The following is a 24,097-nucleotide window of genomic DNA, read 5'->3' on the forward strand; positions in this document are numbered from 1 at the left end:
AAATTGATCGCGCCAGCCAGATGGATCATCGCGTCTGGAGAGACTGTCTGGCTGGGCGCCTGCCCAGGCATCCGGAAGAATACCGGAGGGCGAAGCTTTGCATTTTGCTGAAATCGAAATACCAGGAGAAAAGAGTTAATAGCATGAGCCAGGTAAAATCAGTCATATTCAAATATCCAATCTTGGCATCCATCGTGTTTTTATTGGCTTCAGTGTTCCTTACGGAAATCAACTTCCAGGATTTTCTAGCGCCTTATCTGGATTTCCAGAATGCCTCCTATCTGGTTGGCATCATCGAGCAGGGAACCGTAAGCGTTTTGTTGGTCATCCTGATCGGCCGGTTGGGCATCCTGAAGGATGCGGGATTTACCGGACGGATCAATTGGAGAAGCCTTTGGGTGATCTGGCCGATATTCGTTTACTGCGTTCTCAATGGGGGCACATCCCCATTCGACGGCACGTTCAGCATCGATACCAGCCAACCCATCCGGATTGTTCTATACCTTCTTCTTTACCTATCGACCGGTTTCTTCGAAGAGATTTTGTTCCGAGGATTGATATTGAATCTCTTTCTGCGCAAATGGGGAACAACGCGGGGAGGCACTTACCTGGCCGTGGTGGTATCCAGTTCGATATTTGGGATCGCCCACCTGATCAATTTGGTCATGGGCCGGCGCACCTTGCTTTCAACCCTGCCCCAAATCGCCTATGGGACCTTCTTCGGCATCTTCTTTGCAGCCTGCTTCCTGCGGAATAAATCGATCTGGCCGGTAATCTTCTGCCATGCCTTGTTCGATATGTGTGGAAATTTCCAGGATATCGCGGTCGGCAGCCTGACCTTTGGAAAAATCGAAGAAACCTCTCCCGAGGCGGCTTTGGTCACGATTGCAATCATGCTGCCGTTGATGCTGTACGGATTTTTCCTGTTGCGAAAATCGGGGCCGAGTGATCGTGGAAGAGCGTTCAGTCAGGCGATCGTATAACGATCTGGTGAAGGAAGGGGCGAAGCGGATGAATCGGCATGTGACATCGCTTCGCCCCAAAGTCCGAACCACAAACCTGTTTTTTCCTTCTCAATTGGCAACCCCGGCTTCCTTCAAGGGAATGTTTACCCCCGCACACCGGCATCGGAGGACAGGCGCGCGGGTCGGGTTGGGGGACGCTCACACAAGAAGTGCAGACAACACCCGCTCCGACCTGGAATATACCCAAGCTCACCGCCTGAGCACCGTTACCGAACGCAGTTTCCCAAAGCCGTACAATAGAGCTTACCGGTGACCCTTTTATGAGCGGTTTTCGGATTGTTTCTCACCATTTTCTGATTTATACTCAGTATAAGGTAGGAACATGAGCTCTGAAGAATATATTCTCTACAAAAGAATTGCCGATCAGATTCGCATCGAAATTCTGGAGGGGCATCTGCAACCGGGCGACCGGCTGCCCTCCATCCGCGAGCTGACCCGGCAGTGGAATTGCACGCCGGGTACGGTGCAGAAGGCCTATCAGGAATTATCCCACCAGGGGCTTGTCATCAGCCGGGCCGGCAAGGGCACACACGTGGCCAGCAATATCGATCCGGCGCTGATGCAATCGCAGGGGCCCCTGCGCCGGGCCACCCTGGTGCACCGCGCCGAGGAATTCCTGCTGGAAGTCCTCACCGCGGGCTACGAACTGCCCGAAATCCAGCAGTCTCTCGATCTGGCGATGGACCGCTGGCGCGCCCTGGCGCAGGTCCCATCCACCCCGTCCGGGCAGACGTTGCACTTCTACGGAAGCCACGACATGGCGGTGACCTGGCTGGCCAATCACGTTCATGAGATTGCCGGCAATACGGTCATCCAGCTCAACTTTACCGGCAGCCTGGGCGGGTTGATGGCGTTGGCCGATGGGCGGGCGGATCTGGCCGGTTGCCACCTGTGGGACCCGGAGACGGATACCTATAATATCCCCTACATCCGAAAATTCTTTCCCGGCAAGCACATGTTGGCCGTGCGCCTGGCCGAGCGGCGCATCGGCCTGATCCTGCCGCCGGGCAACCCGAAGGACATCCGATCGCTGGCCGACCTGACCCGCCCGGGGGTGCGCTTTGTCAACCGCCAGGCCGGTTCGGGCACGCGCGTCTGGTTGGATGCGATGCTGACCCAGCAGAATATTCACGCGGACCGGATCGACGGGTACGAGAACGAGAAGCCGACCCACTCCGAGGTGGCGCGCGCGATCGCCGAGGGCGCTGCTGACGTGGGACTGGGCCTGGAATCGGCGGCGCTGGCGTTTAAATTAGAGTCTCATTTCCTGGTGGTCGAATCGTACGACCTGGTCACCTTTGCCGAACGAGCGCAGCGCGAACCCCTGCACAGCCTGCTGGGCTGGCTGACGGGTGAGAAAGCGCGCGAAGGCATGGGGTCGCTCAAGGGATACAGCTTCGAGCATACGGGAGAGAAGATCGAAGTGTGATGAGTAATGGGTGATGAGTGATGAGTGATGAGTAATGCGTTGATGTCCTGAAAAAGTGTTAATTTTCTTCCCTTATCACTCGTCAACTCAGAACTCTTCCCTTAACTTACTTCCACTCCGTACGCCCTCAGCGTATACAGCGCCTGCACAGTCTTCCAGCCGCGCCATTCCAGCTCCACGGCCAGGCTGACCGGTGTCCAGGAAATCGGCCAGCCGCCGTCTTCTTGTTGTTTTGAAAGCAGGTGTTCGAGGTCGGCCTGTAGATCGGCGTCGGTGAACAGGTTGCGCGCCCAGTGCTGCGGCGTGGGCGCCCAATCGAGCGGCGGATGCACGTATCCGGCGGCATTTGGATCCAGGCAGACCAGTTGATTCTCTTCGATGCGCCGGCGGATGCGCTGCAATTCGGCTTGAGCGCGGACTGAATCGGGCGCGTGCTGCAGGAAGGCGATCATCGGCAGCAGATCGTGATATTCGGTCGATTCGCTCGCGGCAATGGCCTGCCAGCAGAAGGGAATCGCGCGGTCAAGCCAGGGATGGCGAACGCTGTGTTGCAGCAGCATCCCGGCCAGCGCAGCCGTCGGGTTGAGCGAAGCCGGCGGATCGGGCGGCGTGTTCCACCAGCCGGCATGCGGGTAATTCATTACCGATGGCAGGGCAGTAGGCACACCGCCTTCGGGCGTGCTGATGCGCTGCAGGAAGCCGCAGGCCTGCAGGATGCACGGATGATCGAAGGCGTCGATCATCTCCAGGATGTGAAAGGCCATTTCGCAGTCCACGGGCTGCGAATCGGGGACGCGCTTGTCGGGTTCGAGCGCGTTGCCGAAGCCGCCGTCCGGGTTCTGGTAGGCTGCCAACGCCTGGATCACGGCCTGCTTGCTGCCGCCTTTGAAGAGATAGGCGAAGAGCTGGCGATCGAGCAGCCGGGCGTTTTTAAAGATGAAATCGTGCGCGCGGTCGAGGATTGGAGACATGGGGACAGTCCTTGCGGAAGGAATAAATAAATTATAGCAATTGTGTTCTACGAATACAAGAGGACGATTGGCTACAGACGAAAAAAAAGAATGTCGGGGACATACATCCTCGTAGGGGTTCAGCAGTGTTCGCTGCGGCGTATTGTGGGAAGTCAACTGGCTGAACCTTCTGCCGCGGCGATCGGACAATCCCGGGCGCAGCCTGGCCGTGATGGATGGGCTTACTTTCAAATTTCCCGCTGCCGCCCTTACGCCACAGGTGCCAGAGATCGACACCTTGAGAAAATCTGGAATGTTGCGGGCACGGGCGCAGCCTGTCACAGGTGGATGGATGTCGTACATATTCCGCGCTGCTCCCTTACGTAAGGGATTGTTCTGGTCAGCGCTCAGGCTTCACGCCTCACCGCGAACTCCGGCTGTCCCAGCAGTGCATCCAGGTGATCAAGCAGGCGCACAACCGCGGCGTTCAACGCCGGGCCGGCCGCGCCGCTGGCGAGCAGAACCGTGTCAAGGTCAGTTTCGAAGTCCGTGGGGAGCAGCGTGCCATGGCGCAGCGCATATTCGACCAGGCGTTTTTCGCCGGGATGCGGCCGGCGGTTGAGGGCGAAGAGCACGTCAAAATAGCTGGCCAGCAGGGCAGCCAGGCGGTGGTTGGCGCGGATGCGGTCGCCGCTGTGCACGGCTTTTTCGATCTGGTGGGCATAGGCCGGGATGACGCCGCCCAGCACGGGGTGATTGAGCTCGATGATGTGCCGGTGCAGGGCTTCGGGATAATCCTGATTGGCGAAGGCTTGCAGGCGCCCGAACCAGCCTTCGGGGTCGGGTAGATGCGTGATTGGAGCAGTGTGTACCAGAAGCAGATGATATAGCTCAGAGCGGGTTGGTGATCGTGCAGCAGGCGGTGGATCCGTTCTTCCATTGGAATAGGCGCGCGGGTGTAGACGTACGGGTCGATGTCGGAGGTCGGATCGGAACTGCCGCCGGCCGGCGAACCGCCCAGCGCGACGGCTTACACCTGCGGCAGGGCGGCAAACAGCCCGGCGATTCTTTCCGCCAGGGTAAGAGCGGGAGAATAGGGTTGAGTCATGGTCAAATTTGAAGAAAGAGCCACAGAGATCACCGAGGCCACAGAGAAAAAAACAAAAGAAGAAAAGAAGAAAAGAAGAAAAGAAGAAACCGGTTATTTCTTTATCAATTTTTCTCTTCTTCTGGCTCTTTCCCTCTGTGATCTCTGTGCTCTCTGTGGCTATTTCTGTCTTGGATCCGGTGTAAGCGGTTTGTCGGGGCGGGCGGCGCCGCATACGCGGCAGGTGGCATCCCCGGCGCCGAAGGCCACACCACAGGTGGGACAGTTGTAATAGCGATCCCAGGCGGCTTCGAGCTGCGCCTGCGCCTCGCGTTCCTGCTTTAGCCGGTCCTGGTAGGCAGCCTCGATGGCTTCGGCTGTCTGGCGAATGACCTTCCAGGCGCGTTCCTTGAGCTGCAGATTGGCCACGGCTTCAGCCAGGTCGGCGCTGCTGGCCAGCGTTCGTCCGGCGGCATCGATGGCTTCGCCCGGGGAGAGGTGCCCGCTGAGCAGTCGCAATCCCTGACCGGCAACGTTCAACAGCTTGGCGCCGCCGGCGCGCACCACGGCCAACACCCCGCGCGTCGAGAGGTCGTTGACCTTAACCTCGGTGCCGTCGTCTTTGACGGTCAGGTTGACGGTCATGGCGGCGACCCGGTCGAACTGCCCGAGCAGAAAAATGGTGACGGTAAGCGCTTCTGGCGGGCCACCGGCGGCCGCGACGGTCTGGGCAGAGTTGAATTCAGCCCGCAGTGGATCGACCAGGTCGGATGGGCGCACGCCGCGATAGAAGGCGGTGTTGCCGCTGATGGCGGCGCCTGCGGCTCCGAGGCCGATGCCCAGCGCTGCGGCCGCGGCTGCGAGCAGATCGTCGTCCGTGGTTTGAGCGGCGACCTCAGCGGCCTTGGCGTCAGTCTCAGCCTTGATGCGCGCGGCGCGTTCGCGGCTTTTTTTACTGCGTTCCAGCAGCTCGCGCTTGCGGCTCAGCGCAGCCGGCAGGTCATGGGCATTGAAGTTGGCGGCAAAGAAGTCCTGATCGGCGGGAGAAAGGGTGGTGAAAAAGAGGGTCAGGTCGTCTTCCAGGGTGTTCAATTGATCGGGACTTAACTTGGCAAGGGAATCGTCGGGCATGGATACCTCGGGAAAGTTGTGAAGGGTGAAGGGTGAAGTGTGAACGGTAAAGTGGTCATCTTGTGCTTCCCGTTTCACGGCTCACGCTTCACAATTATTTGTTGTCGACTTGCATCCTTATCTGATATTATAAAATCTCTTGGCCCAATCATACACCTTCGACAGGAACGAAACCTCATGAACTATTCCACGCGTTTCTGGGAATCGATCGACCAACTGGTGGCGAATGCAAAGGTGGTCATCGACCGTCCGGCCCATACCGCGCACCCGCGCTATCCGGATTTCATCTACCCGCTGGATTACGGCTATCTGGAGGACACCACCTCGGGCGATAACGGCGGAATCGACGTGTGGCGCGGCAGCCTGTCGGAGCAAAAAGCGACTGGTGTGATCTGCACCGTGGATTTGACCAAGCGCGATTCGGAGATCAAGATTCTGCTGGGCTGTACGCCGGCGGAGATGCAGGTGATCCTGCAGACGCACAATACGTATACCCAGGCCGGGGTGTTGATCGTGCGGGAAGAGGAATAACCACAGAGACGCAAAAATCACAGAGGGAAAGCTTGATAGAGAAGAGAAGAAGAAGAGGGGTTCACCACGGAGACATTATGCCCGTAAGGGTACGGAGTTCACGAGAAGCGATTCAGCAGAGGAAAAGAAAAATTCTTCAGGTTTTTCCAGAGTATCAATAAATAATAGAGGAGACTGGAAATTTTTCCAGTCTCCTCTTCTCTTTTTACTGATTCTTCTCCGTGTTCTCCGTGTCTCCGTGGTGAATCCTCTTAAAGCGCAAACCGGATGTTGAGGATGTCGCCGTCTTTGACGATGTATTCCTTGCCTTCCAGGCGCAGCTTGCCGCGGGATTTGGCGGCGGCCATGCTGCCGAGTTCCATCAGGTCGTCGTAAGCCACCACTTCGGCGCGGATAAACCCTTTTTGAAGGTCGGTGTGGATGACGCCGGCGGCTTCAGGCGCCAGCGCGCCGCGCCGCACCGTCCAGGCGCGACATTCGTCCTCGCCGGCGGTGAAGAATGACTGCAAGCCGAGCAGATCGTAGGACAGACGGATCATTTTGTTCAGGCTGGGTTCTGCGATGCCGTATTCCTGCAGGAACATCTCCGCCTCGTCCGGCGATAGCTGGGCGATATCCATTTCGAGCTTGCCCTGCAGGGCCACGATCTGGGTATGCTGGTGCGCATAGGTAATCTCAGGCGCCTTCTGCCCTTCCGAAAGGTTGAGTACGATCAGCAGTGGCTTGCGGCTGAGGAAACCAAAACCGGACATCATCCTGTCTTCCTCGGCGCTGATTTCCACGTCGCGCAGCGGGGTCTCCTCATTCAAAGCGGCCTGCAGCCGTTTGAACAACTCGATCTCGCGATCGATGACGGCCTTGTCGCGGCCGGCGCCCTTCTTGCGCTCCTCGGCCAGGTGTTCCAGCTTGCGCTCGACCGAAATCAGGTCGTTGAGCACGAATTCGCTGTCCATGGCCTGAATATCGCGCAGCGGGTTGATGCTGCCGTTGGGATGCGGCAGGTTCTCATCCTCGAAGCAGCGCACCACCTCGATGAAACCGTCCATCTGGCTGAGCTGGTTGAGCAGCGCGCCCGAAATGCCGCTCTTGCTGGCCGATCCGTCCAGGCCGGCGATGTCGCTGTAGGTAACCTTGGTGTAGATCTTCTTCTTCGGCTTGAACATATCCGTCAGCCGGTCGACGCGCGGGTCGGGGACGTCGACCACGGCGGTATGTACTTCGATCCGCCCCGTGGCCCCGGTCGGCTGTGTGCCGCGGGTGAGGGCGTTGAACAGGGTTGTTTTTCCAGATTGGGGCAGTCCAATAATTCCAAGACGCATGAGAAGCCTTGACCCTTCACAAAGAATTGGATATACTGAGGGAACTCAGGCCGGAGTGGCGGAATTGGCATACGCGCACGACTCAAAATCGTGTTCCGCAAGGAATGTGGGTTCGATTCCCACCTTCGGCACCAAGATTATAACACGCCCCCCATTCTTGATGGGGGGCGCTGCTTTTTCCAGACGGGTGGATGGAGGTTATCCATATCTACACCCATGGGGATCCGTGAAAATATGGATGCCCTTTTTTCTCGATAAAAGTCTATGATGGAAAGGTCGCAATTCGCATTCGCGGCCTGCCAAAAAATCATCACCCTGAACGGCGTGAGCATTGGCCATGAAGCGTCTTTGTCCCAAAAGGGGATACTCATACCCGTATTCGATGAATCCAGACCAACCCCCAACAATTTTGATCCTCAGCGATATTAATAGTGAGAGCGCTCGATTCCAAAAGTAAAGGAGTGTTCATGGATGAAGCCTTAGCCATTGCGCAGCTCAAAGCCGGAAATATCGCCGGATTGCAAACCCTGGTGGAAAAATACCAGGTCGAAGCCGTTCAGGCGGCCGGCCTCATCACGGGAGATCGGACGCTCGCGGAGGACATCGTTCAGGCAGCTTTTTTGCGCGCCTTCGAGAAGATCCGGGGTTTCGATGAAACGCGTCCGTTCCGGCCCTGGTTCATGCGCATGGTGACCAACGATGCAATCAAGGCAGCCGTCCGCCAAAACCGCCAGAGACCACTCCCCGAGGATGGGGATGCGGATTATGAGATGGTGCTGCAACAACTGAGCGCGCAACCGCGTGAATCCGAGGATGCGCTCGTACGGGAAGAAAGGATCGCCGGGATGCGGCAGGCTATCCGGCGCTTATCGCCAACCCAGCGGGCGGCGGTTGTGATGGTTTATTTTTTGAACATGAGCACCGAAGATTCCGCCGGCCAATTGAACTGCGCGCCGGGAACCCTGCGCTGGCATTTGAGCGCCGCGCGGGCCCGATTGAAAATGCTGTTAGCCTCTCAGGAAGGCAACAAGGAGAAAATTTGATGAACGATCATCATCCGCACTGGATGTTGGCCGGAGTCGCCGAGGAAACGGCTCCGCGCAGCACGGTCGATCTGTGGCCGCGGATCAAGCGCGCCGCTTTACAGAAACAAGCGTCGCACCGCCGGTCCGCAAATCGATCCCGGCGTTTCGGTTTTGCTATGCTGGTTGTGATTCTGCCGCTGGTCTTGGCGATGGTCCTTTCTCCGGCCGTGCGCGCCCAGGTGCAGACCTGGGTGGGTGCGATCGGCGGTCAAATGTTCACCACCAGCGGAGATTATCCCGGCGACGATGAGCCGGTGACCACCGTCGCGAATGAAAGCCTGAGCCTGGCCGAGGCCCGTGAGACGCCTGGAATGGCGATCGATCTTCCATCCTGGGTTCCGGCGGGTTTTGTACTGCAGGATCCGGTTTCCGTGCTGCAATTGGGTGACGGTGTAACGCGAGTCGAGATCACCTGGAGTTCGCCAGAGAATGGCGCGATTCTGCTCAATATCGAACAATACCCGGCCGGGTCGGAAAGCAACTGGCTGGTTAGCCCGGAAAGCATCGAGGAAGTGCTGGTCGATGGGGAGCCGGCTGCCCTGGTGCGCGGCGCCTGGAATGCAAATGCCAAACAGTGGGATCATATGGACTTCTTGAGCCTGTACTGGAAGTCGGGCGTGCAGAATTACATCCTCAGGGGTTTGGGCGGGCAAATATCGGCCGAAACGTTGATTCGCATGGCCGAATCCATTCCTTAAGGTCTCGACTCATCTTTGAAAAACAGCGCGCTCATCTCGAGCGCGCGATTTTTTTGCATGTGGAATGACCGCTTTCAGATTGCGCCGGCAGGTCGAGTGCTGATATGATTGCGGTAGAAATTTCGTTAAGGAAAAACTTTGAAAAATCTTTCCGGCTTGCTGATTGTACTGGTGTTGGGGCTGGCTGCCTGCCAGCCGGTGGCTTCGACGCCTGAGCCGACAGAAAATACGGTCGCGGCACCTGAAGAAACGACTTCCGTCGTTATTACGACAGAAATGCCCGCAGAAACGACTGACGTCATTACTATGACTGAAGAAGCGACAGCGGTCGTGACGCCGACCCTCGAGGTGTGCTCTCCGCTGCAGGGTTTCGATCAGGCCGACCTGCTGGCGCGCATCAGCAACCCCTTCGATCCGCCCGCGCCCGGTTCGGACAATCCGCATCAGGGCGTGGATCTGAGCGATTTCGACCCGGCCGATCCGAACCGCATCGCCGTGCCCGGACGCACGGTGCAGGTCGCGCTGCCCGGGACGGTCGCGCTGGTCCAGACGGACCGTTTCCCATACGGCACGGCGGTGATCGTCGAGACGCCGCTCGAGACGCTGCCGGCCGATTTGCAGGCTCAGTTCGGCGACCTGGCAGTTTGGCCACCGCGCTCACCCAACGATCCGCTGACCTGCCCGACGGTCACGCCCGCGCCGCAATATGATGCATCCCGGCGATCGGTGTATATTCTCTACGCGCATCTGAGCTCGATGGCTGATCTTCAGGTGGGGGAAGAAGTGAACTGCGGGCAGACGCTGGGGACGGTGGGGCAGAGCGGCAACGCGCTGGCGCCGCATTTGCATTTCGAGGTGCGGGTCGGGCCGGCCGGGGCCCGCCTGGGCAGCCTGGCGCATTACGACGTAAGTGCATCCGAACCCGAGATGGCCGCCTACTGCGACTGGCGCGTCAGCGGGGATTTCATCTGGGTGGATCCGTTGATCGTATTGAACCTGGTTAAGTAGAAGAGAATTCACCACAGAAACACAGAGTTCACGGAGAAGAAGAAAAAAGGGTAAGAAAAATAAAGAGAAGAGAATTCACCACGGAGACACGGAGTCCACGGAGAAGAGAAAAAAAGGAAAGAAAAGAGAAGAAAAGATAGTAGAAGAAAATTCACCACGGAGACATTGTGCCCGTAAGGGTACGGAGTCCACGGAGAAGAATGTAAATAAAAAGAGAGAAGTTGGAATCATTATCCGGCTTCTCTCTTCCAAATTCTCTGAGGTCTCTGTGGACTCTGTGGTTATCTTCTCTTCTGTTCTTCTCCGTGGACTCCGTTTCCTCTGTGGCTATCTCTTCTTGTGGTTAGTTCCCCTCCGGGAACATCAATTCTTCCAGGCCAAGCAGCTTGACATCGAACGAGAACAACTGGTTGGCCAGTGTGGTCTGGCTGATCGGGCGGGAATTGAGGCCTTTCTTGATGGCCGCCAGGTCCTGGACCAATTCATCGCCCAGCGTGGCATTGATCTTGTCGACCGCCGGTTTGAGTTCCTGCAGGTCGAGCTCAGCGGCGGAGACGTCGAGAATCGCCTGGGCAACGTCCTTGTCGGCCAGGAGCGCCACCCGCGCGCTGGCCACATCATTGCGCAGCGTGGTCAGCAGCAGGTGCTGGCTGGCGGTTTGAGCGGTTTCCTCGGCAGCCTGAAGACGGGTTTGCATGTCGCTCATCTCGGCGTCGCTGGCGGTGACTTTGTCACGGGCGCCGGTCAGTTCATCCTGTGCGGTCACCAGTTGAGCGGCAGTCTGGGCCAGGATCTGTTCCGTGGGCCGCACCCGCCAGAAGTACATGACCAGCAGTCCGGCCGCGAACAGAACCACGATAAAGGCTGACCAGCGCAGCAGCGGGCGCAGAAAACGCCCCGCGGCTGTGTCGGTGCTGAACAGAAAATGTAGGAACGAAGCAAACCACGACCGATGCGGTTTTTCAGGGGTATGAAGTGTGTCGGGAGCCGGCGGCACCGTTTCGGCCTGATTTTCATTGTTTTCGACGTTCTCGGTGGGGGCTTTTTCATCCAGGTTATCTTCGCTGTGTTCGACTTCCATATTTCCTCCGCAACTCGCGCCGGGTTGGGTTCTATTCTTGGGGCGCCTTTGGATACCTCAGTATAGTCCAGCCGGAATAACCGCGCAAACCCGGAAATGAGACCTCTTCTCTTAAAACGCTTTGGCAGGGATCGCAGGTATAATCCCTGCATATGGACTCATCCGCTATATCTTCGCGTTCCGCCGTTCGCCAGATTGCCCGCGCTGCGGGGACGGTGATGGCGGCATTTTTGATCACCCAGGCCATTGGCCTGCTGCGCGGCATCCTGGTTTACCGCGTGTTTGGCACCAGTGCCGATCTGGACTCCTTTAACGCGGCCAACCGGGTCACCGAACTGTTGTACAACCTGATGGCGGGCGGCGCGCTGGGATCGGCTTTCATTCCCACCTTTACGGGGCTGCTGGCGAAGGAGCAGCGCGAACGGGCCTGGAAACTGGCATCGGCCGTGGCCAACCTGCTGCTGCTGGGCCTGACGCTGGTGGCCGCGTTGGCGATGATCTTCGCGCCTCAGGTGGTGCGTCACGGATTGTACGTGCTGTCTCCGGGTGAATCGATCGGCCAGGAAGCCCTGACGGTCGCGCTGCTGCGCGTGATGCTGCCGACGGTGGTGATCTTCGGCTTGAGCGGGTTGGTGATGGGCATTCTCAACGCCAATCAACGCTTCTGGCTGCCGGCCATTGCCCCGGCCATGTATTCGATCGGCCAGATCCTGGGCGTGCTGTTGCTGCCGCGCGAACTGGGTATCAATCGTCTGGCCTGGGGAGCGCTGGCGGGTTCGTTGCTGCATTTGCTGATTCAACTGCCCAACCTGTTGAAACTGGGCGGAGGTTATACGCTGACCCTTGGGCGGGGTGTCGCCGAAGTGCGCGAGGTGATTTCGCTGATGGGGCCGCGCATCCTGGGCGTGGCGGTGGTGCAGTTGAATTTCTTCGTCAACACCATCATCGCCCTCAGCCTGCCGGACGGCAGCGTTTCATCCATCACCCTGGCCTTCACCTGGATGATGATGCCGGAGGTAGCCATTGCCCAATCGGTGGCCGTGGCCGCCATGCCGACCTTTTCAACCCAGGTGGCATTGGGTAAACTGGACGATCTGCGGACTTCGCTGGCAAGCAGCCTGCGCGGCGTTTTACTGCTGGCCATGCCGGCGACCGTGGGACTGATCCTGTTGCGAACGCCGTTGATCCGGGTGTTGTATGAGGGCGGCTCCTTCACAGCCCTTTCGACGGAGATGGTCGCCTGGGCGTTGTTGTGGTATACAGCCGGCCTGATGGGACACTCAGTGCTGGAGGTGATCGTGCGCGCTTTCTACGCCCTGCACGACACGCGCACTCCGGTGACCGTGGGTGTGGTGGCGATGAGCCTGAACGTGGCCTTCAGTTTTGCCTTTTCGCGTCTGTTCTCCGCCTGGGGCTGGATGCCGCACGGCGGCCTGGCCCTGGCCAATTCGCTGGCGACGTTTCTCGAGATGAGCACGCTGGTGATTCTGCTGCGGCGGCGTTTGAACGGCCTAGGCGGCAGCACCGTGCCGCGCGCGCTGCTGCTGGGCGGGCTGGGCTCGCTGGCCATGGGGCTGACGGTATGGGGCTGGTTGAGTCTGACGGCTGCTCTGCCGGAAGTGGTCCGCCTGGTGGGCGGGGCGGCGGCGGGCGTCGCCATTTATGGGGCGGTTATGCTGGCGCTGCGCGTGCCGGAACTGAACAGCGTTTTGGCGGCGCTCCGGCGGAGGATGAAAAGAAAACAGGGATAAAGAGGATGGGGAGGATGGGGGAAGAGTTTAGAGTGATGTGTCATGAGTGATGAGGAAGTAAATGACATTTCCTCATAACTCATCACTCATCACTCCCTTCGCTAATCAAGGAGTTCCTTATGTCTGCTTCCATCGGTCAGGAATTTATCGAAAAAACGAAACCGAAATATGCCGGACCCTCCCGGCAAAGCCAGGGATTGCCGCAGCCGCCGCTCGAGCTGGGCTATCCATCGGACGGCATATTGATTCGCCTGCCGGCGCACGACCAGGCGCCGACGCCGGAGATGGATCTGCGCCGCGCCATGGAGGTTCGCAAGACCATCCGTCAGTACAGTCCGCAGCCGCTCAGCCTGGAAGAATTGAGTTACCTGTTATGGGTCACGCAGGGCGTGCGCCGGATTACCACCCGGCCGTCGACGGCGCGCAACGTGCCCTCGGCCGGCGCGCGGCACGCCTTCGAGACTTATGTGCTGATCAACCGGGTGGACGGCCTGGAGCCCGGACTGTACCGCTACATCGCCACCCAGCACGCCTTGCTGCTGGCGGACGGCAGCCTGGATATCAACGTGCGCCTGACAGAGGCCTGCGCGCACCAGGAGCACGTTGGAAACAGCGCGGTCACGTTCTTCTGGGTGGCCGTGCTGGAGCGCATGTACTGGCGTTACGGCGAGCGCGGGTACCGTTATTTATTCCTGGATGCCGGGCACGTCTGCCAGAACCTGTATCTGGCTGCAGAAGCCATCGACAGCGGGGTGTGCGCCATCGGCGCATACGACGATGATGCGCTCAACGCCGCCCTGGGCGTGGACGGTGAAAACCAGTTTACGGTCTATGCGGCCACGCTGGGGAAACGCGCCCCACGCGAATAAAGCTCAATCTCCGCGGGCCTGCTTGAGCAAGCCCTGGTATTTCTCAGGATGGGCCGGATTGAGCGCCAGGATGTCTTCCAAAACGGCAATGGCCGCCACGCGGTTGCCGGTCTGGAGCAGGCTTTCAGCAATCTGATCCATCTCGACGATGGCGCGGTCGATTTCACCGGAATGCATCAGCAGGCCGGCGGCGCGCTTGCGCACTTCCAGCTTGTCCGGATTTTCGAGCAGGACGGATTCGAGGAACTGGATGGCCAGATCCGGTTTGTTGGTTTTTTCGACCAGTTTCAGGTAAGAATCGAGTTCGGTCATTGCAGTGGCGTCCTGCCCCATGCGGAAGAGCAGGTTGACCAGCAGCACGCGCGGCTCGGACTCTTCCGGAACGGTGGAGCGCAATTGTTCGTAGGAGTGCAGGGCCGATTTCATGTCCAGGCGCTGCATGTCGATGTCCGCCATCTTGGGCAGAATATGCGTCGCCCAACTGCGCCCATTCTTGGAACGCGAGGCCAGTTTCAGGGCATCCAGATAGGACTGGCGCGCCTTATCCAGTTCGGCCAGACGGTAATAGACACCCGCCAGATCGACGTACTGCTGCAGGGCGGCGTCGATTTTGCCCTGGGCGGTGAGCAGGTCGATCAAACGCCGGCGCACCGAAAGGTCCATGGGCGCCATTTGCGTCACGCGGGTGAGCAGGCGAATGGCCTGTTCGGCCTCGCCGCGCAAAGTGTACAGCGTCGCCACCAGCATGAATTTATCCACGGCGTCCTGCACGCGGCCTTCCTGGATCAACAATTCGGCCATCTGAACGTGCAGCGGCAGATAGGTCGGGGCGGCTTCCAGGGCGTTGAAAGCCACTTCCATGGCTGAACGTGTTTTGTCCTTTGCGGCCAGCCGGCGAATGCCTGCCTGGGCTTCGACCACCTGGCTGCTGCGTGATTCGAGCAGCATTTCGGCCAGCGGCAAGGGCGGCGTGCCTTCGGGCTGGGGCGGCATTTGAGCGCGCGCCATGCGCAGGTATTCGCGCCAGTTGGGGCGCAGCACCTGCTCCATGACGATGTCGTAAATGCCGCCCAGAATCTTCTCATCTGTGCTTTGGGTCTGCGATTCGATGACCGGTTCGTAAAGCTGGCTGAGTTCATCCGCCTCTTCGGTGTTGACGGTATGCGTATCCGCCAGGCGCAGTGCCTGCAGGGCGCACATGACCGCCTCGCCCATCTCATTGGTTTGGCGCTGAATCTGGGCCATCAACAGATAAGACGCCAGGGCATAGTCAGGATGTTTTACGGATTCCTGCAGATACCGCAGGGAAGCCTGCGGATTGGTTTGAACGGTGAGCATGCCCAGATCGAAATAGGCGGCCGGGTGGCGCAGGCCGATGTCGGTGGCGCGTTCCAGTTCTTCGGCGGCCTGTTTATCCTGTCCCTGAGTCTGGGAATCGATCGCCTGCCCCAGGTGCATGATGATGCGGGTCTGTTCAGCCTGCTCAAGCGACAGGGCTCCGGTGCCGCGGGTGATGGAACTGATGCCGCGGCGGGCGCTCTGCCCGGCCGTGTCATCGCTGGCCTGATTGAATAAAAGGGCAGCCAGTTCGGCCATGGCGGCCTGGCGGGCTTCTGCGATCGGATCGGGCGTCTGGACAGGCGTTTTTTCTTTTTCCAACTGCAACGGCTGCTCCAGGATGGGTCCGGTTCCGCTGCGCCGGGCTTTGGCCGGTGGCGGAAGGGGTTGGCCGTTGCGGAACAGCGATAAGGCATGGCGCAGCTCGGCGCTGTCGGGCTGGGTTTGGTACAGGTACTGGATGATCTGATTGACCTTGCCCTTGTCGCCGCTGCTTTGCATCAGGCTGGCCACTGAAAGGTATTCCGTGATGGCCTCGTTCTTGCGGCCAAGTTTATCCAGGATCATGGCCAGGCGCGAGCGCGCATTGACGTTTTCGGGTTGAAGGGCGATAGCCTGTTGCAGGTAGGCGATGGCTTTATCCGCGTCGCGCATGTTCAGATGCAGGTTCGAGGCGGTCACCCAGGCCTGCACGGCGTCGGGGATGCGCCCCTGCAGCTCGTAGATGCGCGCCATCTTATCCAGCGGTCCCGGGTCATTCGGGTACAGGTTGGCCGCGCGCTGGTACAACTGGAGCGATTCATCGAAGCGGCGCTGTTGGAAAAACGCCAGCGCCAGGCTGGTGAGCGCCATCGCGTCATCGGGGAGAATCTCGAGGGCCTGTTGATAATAGCTGGCTGCTTCATCCCAATTTTGTTCCCAGGCGGCGTTATGTCCCTGGTTCATGGCTTTTTTATAGGATTCCTGGCTACCGCTCATGGTCACCTGCTTGTAGATGGAAGATTATGCAAAGGGCTGGAGTTCACCCCAACTGATTCCCGAACGAGCCTCAGTTTCGAGTGGGATGGATAATGGGTAAGCATTTTCCATTATATCCTTCACGACGCCTGCCGTCCCTTGCAGTTCGTTTTCAGGTACTTCAAGCACCAGTTCATCGTGCACCTGCAGGAGAAGGCGGGCGTGCAAACCGGCCTGCTGCAGAGCGCCCGGCAGGGCGATCATGGCCAGCTTCATGATATCGGCCGCGGTACCCTGAATGGGCGCGTTGATGGCTTCGCGTTCTTCCCGGGCGCGCATATTCGGGTTGGCCCCGCTTTTCAGGTTGGGGAAGTAGCGCCGGCGTCCGAGCAGCGTTTCGACGTAGCCGCGCTGGCTGGCCTGTTTGCGGACCTCGTCCAGGTAGCGGCGCACGCCGGGGAACTGGGCGAAATACGCCTTGACGAAATTTTCAGCCTCCGCCAGGGTCAGTCCGGTGCTGCGGCTGAGCCCGAAGGAACTCATGCCGTAGATCAGGCCGAAATTGATGGCCTTGGCGTTGCGGCGTTGGTCCTTGGTGACCTGTTCGAGCGGGACGTTCTGGATGGCGGCCGCGGTGGCGGCGTGAATATCCTGCCCGGCCAGGAAGGCTTGGCGCATGGCTTCGTCACCCGACATGGCCGCCACAATGCGCAGCTCGATTTGCGAATAATCCACCGAGAGCAGGCGGTAACCCGGCGCGGCGATGAAGGCGCGGCGCACCTGGCGGCCGAGTTCGGTGCGGGTGGGGATGTTCTGCAAATTGGGATCGGAGGAAGCCAGCCGGCCGGTCACCGAACCGGTCTGGTTGAAAGAGGTGTGTACGCGGCCGGTATCCGGATTGATTTGCAGCGGCAGGGCGTCCACATAAGTGGATTTGAGCTTGGACAGTTCGCGGTATTCCAGGATCAGGTCGACCGCCGGGTGCTGGCCGCGCAACTCTTCGAGGATGTCGGCGGAAGTGGAAAAATGGCCGCTGGCGGTCTTCTTGCGTGGGTCGGGCGGCAGGAGGCCAAGCGCCTTGAAGAGCACATCCGAAAGCTGCTGAGTGGAATTGAGGTTGAAGTGATAGCCAACCGTGCGGTAGATTTCACTTTCGATCTCGACCAGCCGGTTGGTCAATTCGGTGGACATTTGCTTGAGGAAGTCCAGATCGAGGGCAATGCCGTTCTGTTCCATCATGGCCAGGACGGGCACGAGCGGCATTTCGACCGTTTCGAAGACCTTTTCGGCCTGGCGTTCGGCCATCCCTTTGCGCAGTGGGCCCACCAATCGCAGGGTAATCTCGGCGTCGGCAGCGGCGTAACCGGCGGCGCGCTCGATGGGCACCTCGGCCATGGTGATCTGGTTCTTGCCCTTGCCGATCAGCTCTTCGATGTGAGTCATCGTCAGGTTGAGGTAGTCTTCCGACATGTCCTTCAGTCCCAGGCTGCGCGAGGCCGGATCGATGAGGAAACCGGCGATCATGGTATCGAAACGGATCGGCGCCAGATCCAATCCGGCCCGGCGGAGGGCCAACAGATCGTATTTGACGTTGTGGCCGTATTTGGGCAGTTTGGGGTCGGTAAAAGCAGGCAGCAGGGCAGACCGAACCTCGTCCAATTTCAACTGCGGTTCGCCGGTGCGGTGCCCAACCGGAATGTAATAACCCTGCCCTTCGACAACGGCCAGCGAAATGCCCACCAGTTCAGCGCGCAGCGGGTCGACGCCGGTGGTTTCGGTATCCACCGCCAGGCATTCGGCGCCGGCCAGCGCCTGCTGGAGTTCCTTCAGGGCTTCAGGTGTGTTGACCACGCTATAGTGGTTGGCGAAGGTCTCGCTCTGCCCGACCTGGGTGATGGGCACGCCGAACAGGGAAAGCTGCCCGCCGGCGGCCGAGGCGGCCGGCGGTTGGTAGCCGGGCGCCAGTTTGGCCAGGCGCGCGATGAGCGTGCGAAATTCCAGCTCGCGGAAGATGGCCTCGACGGCCGGCAGGTTGAGATCGTTGGCGCGGGCCTTTTCCAGATCCAGCGAAATGGCCACGTTGGTGCGGATGGTGGCCAGGTCGCGGCTGAGGAAGGCTGACTCGCGCCCGGCCTCCAGTTTGGCGCGCATGGCGCCCTTGATTTCATCGATGTGAGCGTAGATGTCTTCGAGGGTTGGGTAGCGTTCCAGCAGGCTGGTGGCGGTTTTTTCACCCACCCCCGGCACGCCCGGGATGTTGTCGGATTTATCGCCGACCAGGCCCTTGTACTCGATAACCTGCTCGGGGCGGACGCCCAGAGTCTCGACCACGTCGGCGGCGGTGAAGTCGCGTGCCTCGGAGAGCTTGTTGCCGGCCAGGTTGACGATGATGCGGTCGTTGACCAGTTGCAACAGATCGCGGTCGCCGGTGATGATCTTGACGCCCAGGCCGTGCTCGACGGCCTGCTTGGCGATGCTGCCGAGCACATCGTCGGCTTCGACGCCTTCTTTTTCCAGGCGCGGCAGGTTGAAGGCGTCCACAATCTGGCGAATGTGATCGATCTGGGCGCGCAAATCATCCGGCATCTTGGCGCGGGTGGCCTTGTAGGCCGGGTACATGTCATTACGGAAGGTCTTGCCGGTATCGAAGGCCACGGCCAGGTAATCCGGGCGATCCTGTTCCAGAATGCGCATCAGTACGCTGGCAAAGCCGTAGATCCCGGCCGTGGGTTCACCGGAATGGGTTTGCAGGCGTTCCCCGGCGCTGGCCAGGGCGAAATATGTACGGTAGGCCAGAGCGTGGCCATCGATGAGATACAAAACTGGGGGCATGGCAGTTCCTGTAAAAAGCGCTCAGTTGGCCGGCAGACCCTGCCGGCGGCGGGTTTGAGCGACAAAGTCGTGCAGCAGGTTTGGTAGCGGCGGCGTCGATCCGCTGATGATGAGATAACCGGGCGCCCAAAAGTCGCCCGAAGGATTCAATTCCTTCAACTCGGGGAAGCGGCCGAAGATGCGTTGAGAGGTGCGCTGACGCAGAATGCGCACCACGTTTCCAGGGGAGACGGTCGGGGCGACCTGCAGGGTGAATTGAAGCGTACCCGGGCGAACGGCCATCCCTTCCAGGCGCCAGCCAAAGGCCAGGCACAACTGCGGCACCCATAGGCCCAGCTCTTCCGCCAGGTCTCCCACCAGGACATGCTGTGGAAAACGCGGCAGCAGGAGAGCGGAATAAGAGAGGTGGCTGAGGGTCGGTGAGACGGGTTCGACCGAGAGCAGGCTGCCCTGCGGCATGGCAAAAAACGGCTGGGGTTCATCGCTATCGGTCGGGATTTCAGGCCGGGCCATGGATGGCGGCAGGATGGGCGGAGGCGGTTCGACCGGCTCGACCTTGACGGTGGGTCTTTCCTCCAGGTCCGTGGCGGCATCGCCCCTGGAGGATTGGGCGCCCTGGGGTTGAATGGCAACCGTCGGCGCGTCGCTGGCGGCCGCTCGGCGGCGAATGGCGATGGTGGGCGCATCGTAGGGCGAGGGCGGGTCGTCCGGCAGGCGGGCCGGGGCCTGGGGGATGATCTGTTCCCAGGGGAGTGAGAGCGGCACCGGCGAGGTCTCGGCGGCGGTCTCCGGCACCCAACCGTTTTCGATCGTGGCAGGGGCGGCGTCGGGTTTCGGCGATTCCGGATCGGGAGATGGCGCGTTGGCCAGCAAATCCAGCAGCCGCAGATCCGGGATTTCGCTCTCATTGGCTTCCAGCCCCAGGTCTTCCGCGACGGGCTCCGCTTCGGCGTTCGGGACGGGCGATTCGATGGGCGATTCGATGGGCGGTTGGTCCGGCGCCTCGGGAATTTCTGCTAACTGGCGCGACAATAAGGTGGCTTTCGAACGCGCGCGCGTCAGGGGCAGGTTTACTTCGCAGGCCAGGGCCAGGGCCACCTTTTCGGCCAGGCGGGTGGCGTAAATCAACTGTTCTCCGCCTTCGGCAAGGCGAACGAAGCGCGCCTGATCGCTGTTCTGATGGCGTTCCCAGGAACGCATCAGGAGGGCGGCAATTTCCTGACGGGCGGCGGGCGAAAGCGCGCCGCTGCCGCCGTTTACCTGGCCGTCGATGAGGATCAGGGCGGCGTGAATGCGTGGATCGCTGACCGCGTTGTCCAGCGCCTGCTGCACGGCGGCCGGATTGTCGAGCCAGGCCGGCCGTTCGATCGGGGCTTGAGATGCTTCCGCCGGGGCGGACGCCGGATCAACGACCGGTGGTTTTTCGGCGGCGGCGGGGGGCGGAACGGAAGGCGCAGCGAGCGGGGCGGCCATCAGCCTTTCGACCGTTTCCAGTAAATCCGGCAGGTAGAATGGCTTGGTCAGGTAGGCGTCCGCGGTCAGCCCCCGCAGGGAGGGGTGCTGCGGATTGTTGTCGGGTGGAATCAGAATCAGCCGCGCCTGCGGCTGTTGTTCGTGGATATCCCGCGCCAGTTCGGCAAACGGGCAATCGGTTAAGTCGGCGTCCAGAATCAGCAGCGCGAAGATTGCCCGGCCGGCGCTGCTGCGCGCCTCGGATCCACTGTGGACCAAACGCACCCGGTATTGGCCGCTTTCCTCCAGACTGAGGCGAAGTAGCTCTCCAAATGCGAGGTGGGGGGATGCGACCAGGATCTGTTTGGGCACGTTAAAAGTGTATCACGGGCATAAATTCGGGGCAAGTCGGATCGGTTGGCGATTATGCGTTGCAGGCTTTGTGCCCGAAATCTTTATGGAAATTAAGATTTTCAACTACAATTGCGAAAGTGAAAAAAAAGATCGATTCGGAAAGTTAATGGGCGGTCCGAATTGACGGGAAGGCGGCTGAAAAATGGAGGAAAGCGTAAGAGCGGTCCTGGCCCTGTGGGACGCTTTCGATCATCTGGATTTCGATGCCGCGGGAGCGCTGCTGGCCGATGACTTCGTGTGCGAATGGCCGCAATCTGGCGAACGCATCCGCGGACGGGCGAATTTCGTGGCTGTCAATGCCCATTACCCCGGCCGATGGCGCATTCGCGTCCTGCGCGTGGTGGCCGGAGGGGATGAAGTGGTGACCGAAGTCGAGGCGACCTGGGGTGAAGAGAAAGCCCGGGCGATTTCGTTCTTCCGGGTCCGGAATGGGCGCATCTGCCACCTGCGTGAATTCTGGCCCGAGCCCTATCCGGCCCAGGCCTGGCGCGCCGCCTGGGTCGAGCAGGGGTAAGCACCCTATGGGTGCGGGCACCCTGCGGGTGCGGGCGCCCATAGGGTGAAAAACCCCTTCGCAACCCTTCCTAGGTATGAGATAATTGCATTCGCTCCGGTTTCGGTCGGGAGTGGAAATAAAGTCGCAAGGAGCTCTTGTGAAATTCAATAAAATTTGCGTTATCGGGCTGGGCTATATCGGCCTGCCCACAGCCAGTACCTTTGCCACGTCGGGCGTGCAGGTGATCGGGGTGGACGTCAATCCCCAGATCGTCGCCGGGTTGAAAAACGGCCACCTGCACATCGTCGAGCCCGGGCTGCGCACGCTGGTTCAGGCGGCGCTGGGTTCGGGGCACCTGACCATTTCGGACAAACCCGAGGAGGCGGACGCCTTCGTCATCGCCGTCCCGACGCCTTTCTTTGACGACAAACGCGCCGACCTGGATTTCGTCCGCTCGGCCACCGAGTCGATCCTTCCGGTGCTGCGGCGCGGCAACCTGGTGGTTCTTGAATCCACCTCGCCGCCGCTCACCACGACCAACATCGTGGCCCCCATTTTGGAAAGGTCCGGACTGAAGGCCGGCGTCGATTTTCACCTGGCCTATTCGCCAGAGCGTGTGCTGCCCGGACAGATCCTGCGCGAGCTGATCGAAAACGCGCGCGTGATCGGCGGCGTGGACCGGGCTTCCTCTGAAGCCGGGCGCGACCTGTATGGGATCTTCGTCAAGGGCGAGATCGTCCTGACCGACGCCACCACCGCCGAGATGGTCAAGCTGATGGAAAACACCTACCGGGACGTCAACATTGCCATCGCCAACGAATTCTCACGCCTGGCGGACCGCTTTGGCGTGGACGTGTGGGAGGCAATCAGCATCGCCAACCGCCACCCGCGGGTGCGCATCCTCAATCCCGGCCCAGGCGTGGGCGGGCACTGCATCAGCGTGGATCCGTGGTTCCTGGTGGAAGCCGCGCCTGACCTGACACCTTTGATTGCCACCGCGCGCAAAGTGAACGACGGCCAGCCGAAGTACGTGGTCGACCTGGTCCGGCGCGCCCTGGGCGGCAATTTGGAAGGACGGCGCGTGGCCGCGCTGGGGCTTTCCTATAAGCCGGATGTGGATGACTTGCGCGAAAGCCCGGCCGTCGAAGTGGCGCGCCTGCTGCAGGATGCCGGCGCGAACGTGACGGCGTACGAACCGTTCAAGACGGATGCCCAGATCGAAGGCCTGCACATCGTCCCGACCCTGGCTGAAGCCATCGCCGAAGCGGATGCGCTGCTGCTGCTGGTGGGGCACACCCAACTGCGCGACCTGCAGCCCGAAACCGTGGCGCAAATGACCCCGGCCCGCGTCGTGGTCGACACGGTGAACGGCTGGCCGGCTGCGGCCTGGCAGGGTCTGGGCTTCCGCGTCTTCAAGATCGGCGTGCGTAAATAAGCTTTGATTCACAAGCGCGCAGCGAGGCGACCCCCTGCGCGATGGTTTGTTTTTGTTGATAAAGGAAAAGGTTATGCCGCCTTTACGCGTTCTTTCCATCTTCGGCACCCGCCCGGAAGCCGTCAAAATGGCCCCGGTGGTGGCTGCGCTGGAACGCACTCCGGGAATCGAAAGCCGGGTGTGCGTCACTGCCCAGCACCGCGAGATGCTCGATCAGGTGTTGAACCTGTTCGGCATCCGGCCGGATGTGGATTTGAACCTGATGCGCCCCAATCAAAGCCTGGCCGAATTGACCGCCAACATCCTCACCCACCTGGATCCCGTGCTGCGGGATGAGAAACCGGACTGGGTGCTGGTGCAGGGCGACACGACCACCGTGATGGCCGCCGCGCTGCTGTGCTATTACAACCGCATCCGGGTCGGGCACGTGGAAGCCGGCCTGCGCACGGGCGACAAGTGGCAGCCCTTCCCGGAGGAGATCGACCGCAAGATCGCCGGGGTGATTGCTGATTTGCACTTCGCGCCCACCGAGCACAGCCGCCAGAACCTGTTAAAGGAAGGCATCCCGGATTGGCGCATCGCCGTGACCGGCAACCCGGCCATCGACGCGCTCAATGAGATCGTCAAACGGCCGGCGCCGGCCGAGGCGCAGGAACTACTCGACCGGCTGAATATCCGCGCGGGCGGCAAGGAACTGGTGCTGATCACCGCCCACCGGCGCGAGAATTTTGGCAAACCGCTGGAAGATATTTGCAGCGCGCTGCAGTCGCTGGCCGAACGCTATCCCGAGCGCCTGGAACTGGTCTATCCCGTGCATCTCAATCCCAACGTGCAGGAACCTGTGCACCGCCGGCTGGACCATGTACCCAATATCACCCTGCTCAAACCGCTGGATTACCTGCCGATGGTGCATCTGATGAGCAAGGCCACCCTGGTGCTGACCGATTCGGGCGGCATTCAGGAGGAGGCCACCGGCCTGGGCAAACCCGCGCTGGTGATGCGTGAGGTCACCGAACGCCCCGAAGGCGTCACGGCGGGCGTGCTGAAGTTGGTGGGCACAGATCCGGACCGCATCCTGGGTGAGGCGGCCCGCCTGCTGGAAGATCCGGTCGCGTACGATGCGATGGCCAGGGCGGCCAATCCCTTTGGCGACGGTCACGCGGCCGATTACATCGTCAAAGCGATTTTGGATTACAAGGAATGAGGTTG

19 protein-coding genes and 1 tRNA gene are annotated in these 24,097 nt (G+C 60.2%); 12 read left to right on the plus strand and 8 right to left on the minus strand.

Annotated elements, in window-relative coordinates; translation table 11 throughout:
- Positions 1–143 precede the first annotated feature (143 nt).
- The gene (locus LARV_RS05715) at positions 144–983 is read left to right on the plus strand and encodes a CPBP family intramembrane glutamic endopeptidase (RefSeq protein ID WP_075072725.1); all 840 of its coding nucleotides are present in this window, start codon (positions 144–146) and stop codon (positions 981–983) included.
- A gap of 364 nt (positions 984–1,347) precedes the next feature.
- Positions 1,348–2,454, plus strand: a complete 1,107-nt coding sequence (locus tag LARV_RS05720; protein WP_075072726.1) for a substrate-binding domain-containing protein — start codon at positions 1,348–1,350, stop codon at positions 2,452–2,454.
- 101 nt (positions 2,455–2,555) lie between these two features.
- On the opposite strand, the gene LARV_RS05725 is transcribed toward LARV_RS05720, so the two are convergent.
- From LARV_RS05725 to LARV_RS05735, 3 genes are all read right to left on the minus strand, one after another.
- The gene (locus LARV_RS05725) at positions 2,556–3,425 is read right to left on the minus strand and encodes a hypothetical protein (protein WP_075072727.1); all 870 of its coding nucleotides are present in this window, start codon (positions 3,423–3,425) and stop codon (positions 2,556–2,558) included.
- A 386-nt stretch (positions 3,426–3,811) separates the two neighbouring features.
- On the minus strand, positions 3,812–4,153 hold the full coding sequence (locus tag LARV_RS20660) for a hypothetical protein (RefSeq protein ID WP_236709929.1): 342 nt from the start codon (positions 4,151–4,153) through the stop codon (positions 3,812–3,814).
- A 518-nt stretch (positions 4,154–4,671) separates the two neighbouring features.
- A complete protein-coding gene (locus LARV_RS05735) occupies positions 4,672–5,622 on the minus strand; it encodes a hypothetical protein (RefSeq protein WP_075072729.1) in 951 nt (316 codons plus the stop codon).
- 177 nt (positions 5,623–5,799) lie between these two features.
- On the opposite strand from LARV_RS05735, the gene LARV_RS05740 reads away from it, so the two are divergent.
- Positions 5,800–6,153, plus strand: a complete 354-nt coding sequence (locus LARV_RS05740; protein WP_075072730.1) for an inorganic pyrophosphatase — start codon at positions 5,800–5,802, stop codon at positions 6,151–6,153.
- A 251-nt stretch (positions 6,154–6,404) separates the two neighbouring features.
- Here the strand turns inward: LARV_RS05740 and ychF are convergent, their stop codons facing one another.
- Positions 6,405–7,472 (minus strand): redox-regulated ATPase YchF, encoded by a 1,068-nt coding sequence (gene ychF / locus LARV_RS05745; RefSeq protein ID WP_075072731.1) that lies wholly within the window; start codon positions 7,470–7,472, stop codon positions 6,405–6,407.
- 49 nt (positions 7,473–7,521) lie between these two features.
- Between ychF and LARV_RS05750 the strand changes: the two genes are divergently transcribed.
- The 4 genes from LARV_RS05750 (at position 7,522) to LARV_RS05770 (ending at position 10,263) form a co-directional block, all read left to right on the plus strand.
- A tRNA-Leu gene (locus LARV_RS05750) sits at positions 7,522–7,606 on the plus strand.
- A gap of 333 nt (positions 7,607–7,939) precedes the next feature.
- Positions 7,940–8,515 carry an RNA polymerase sigma factor gene (locus LARV_RS05760; protein WP_075072733.1) on the plus strand — a complete coding sequence of 192 codons (576 nt, stop codon included), beginning with the start codon at positions 7,940–7,942 and terminating at the stop codon, positions 8,513–8,515.
- Positions 8,515–9,255 carry a hypothetical protein gene (locus LARV_RS05765; RefSeq protein ID WP_075072734.1) on the plus strand — a complete coding sequence of 247 codons (741 nt, stop codon included), beginning with the start codon at positions 8,515–8,517 and terminating at the stop codon, positions 9,253–9,255. Before LARV_RS05760 ends, LARV_RS05765 begins: the two co-directional genes overlap by 1 nt.
- A 138-nt stretch (positions 9,256–9,393) precedes the next feature.
- The gene (locus tag LARV_RS05770; protein WP_075072735.1) at positions 9,394–10,263 is read left to right on the plus strand and encodes a M23 family metallopeptidase; all 870 of its coding nucleotides are present in this window, start codon (positions 9,394–9,396) and stop codon (positions 10,261–10,263) included.
- Positions 10,264–10,606: 343 nt separating this feature from the next.
- Here the strand turns inward: LARV_RS05770 and LARV_RS05775 are convergent, their stop codons facing one another.
- Positions 10,607–11,344 carry a hypothetical protein gene (locus LARV_RS05775; protein ID WP_075072736.1) on the minus strand — a complete coding sequence of 246 codons (738 nt, stop codon included), beginning with the start codon at positions 11,342–11,344 and terminating at the stop codon, positions 10,607–10,609.
- 152 nt (positions 11,345–11,496) lie between these two features.
- On the opposite strand from LARV_RS05775, the gene murJ reads away from it, so the two are divergent.
- Both murJ and LARV_RS05785 read left to right on the plus strand, forming a co-directional pair.
- Positions 11,497–13,095 (plus strand): murein biosynthesis integral membrane protein MurJ, encoded by a 1,599-nt coding sequence (murJ, locus tag LARV_RS05780; protein WP_075072737.1) that lies wholly within the window; start codon positions 11,497–11,499, stop codon positions 13,093–13,095.
- 119 nt (positions 13,096–13,214) lie between these two features.
- Positions 13,215–13,964 carry a SagB/ThcOx family dehydrogenase gene (locus LARV_RS05785; RefSeq protein ID WP_075072738.1) on the plus strand — a complete coding sequence of 250 codons (750 nt, stop codon included), beginning with the start codon at positions 13,215–13,217 and terminating at the stop codon, positions 13,962–13,964.
- A gap of 3 nt (positions 13,965–13,967) precedes the next feature.
- On the opposite strand, the gene LARV_RS05790 is transcribed toward LARV_RS05785, so the two are convergent.
- The 3 genes from LARV_RS05790 to LARV_RS05800 are packed head-to-tail and all read right to left on the minus strand — an operon-like array spanning position 13,968 to position 20,915.
- Positions 13,968–16,280 (minus strand): tetratricopeptide repeat protein, encoded by a 2,313-nt coding sequence (locus tag LARV_RS05790; RefSeq protein WP_075072739.1) that lies wholly within the window; start codon positions 16,278–16,280, stop codon positions 13,968–13,970.
- Positions 16,281–16,304: 24 nt separating this feature from the next.
- Positions 16,305–19,091: a DNA polymerase I gene (gene polA, locus LARV_RS05795; RefSeq protein WP_075072740.1), complete on the minus strand. Its 2,787-nt coding sequence runs from the start codon at positions 19,089–19,091 to the stop codon at positions 16,305–16,307.
- 21 nt (positions 19,092–19,112) lie between these two features.
- The gene (locus LARV_RS05800) at positions 19,113–20,915 is read right to left on the minus strand and encodes a transposase (RefSeq protein WP_075072741.1); all 1,803 of its coding nucleotides are present in this window, start codon (positions 20,913–20,915) and stop codon (positions 19,113–19,115) included.
- A gap of 184 nt (positions 20,916–21,099) precedes the next feature.
- Here LARV_RS05800 and LARV_RS05805 point away from each other — a divergent pair, with 184 nt between their 5' ends.
- The 3 genes from LARV_RS05805 to wecB all read left to right on the plus strand — a co-directional run bounded on the left by LARV_RS05805 (position 21,100) and on the right by wecB (position 24,092).
- Positions 21,100–21,471 (plus strand): nuclear transport factor 2 family protein, encoded by a 372-nt coding sequence (locus LARV_RS05805; protein ID WP_075072742.1) that lies wholly within the window; start codon positions 21,100–21,102, stop codon positions 21,469–21,471.
- 139 nt (positions 21,472–21,610) lie between these two features.
- On the plus strand, positions 21,611–22,888 hold the full coding sequence (gene wecC / locus LARV_RS05810; RefSeq protein ID WP_075072743.1) for a UDP-N-acetyl-D-mannosamine dehydrogenase: 1,278 nt from the start codon (positions 21,611–21,613) through the stop codon (positions 22,886–22,888).
- 73 nt (positions 22,889–22,961) lie between these two features.
- Positions 22,962–24,092: a non-hydrolyzing UDP-N-acetylglucosamine 2-epimerase gene (gene wecB / locus LARV_RS05815; RefSeq protein WP_075072744.1), complete on the plus strand. Its 1,131-nt coding sequence runs from the start codon at positions 22,962–22,964 to the stop codon at positions 24,090–24,092.
- The last annotated feature ends 5 nt before the right edge of the window (positions 24,093–24,097 follow it).

It is taken from the genome of Longilinea arvoryzae (assembly GCF_001050235.1).
In the GTDB taxonomy this organism is placed as follows: Bacteria; Chloroflexota; Anaerolineae; order Anaerolineales; family Anaerolineaceae; genus Longilinea; species Longilinea arvoryzae.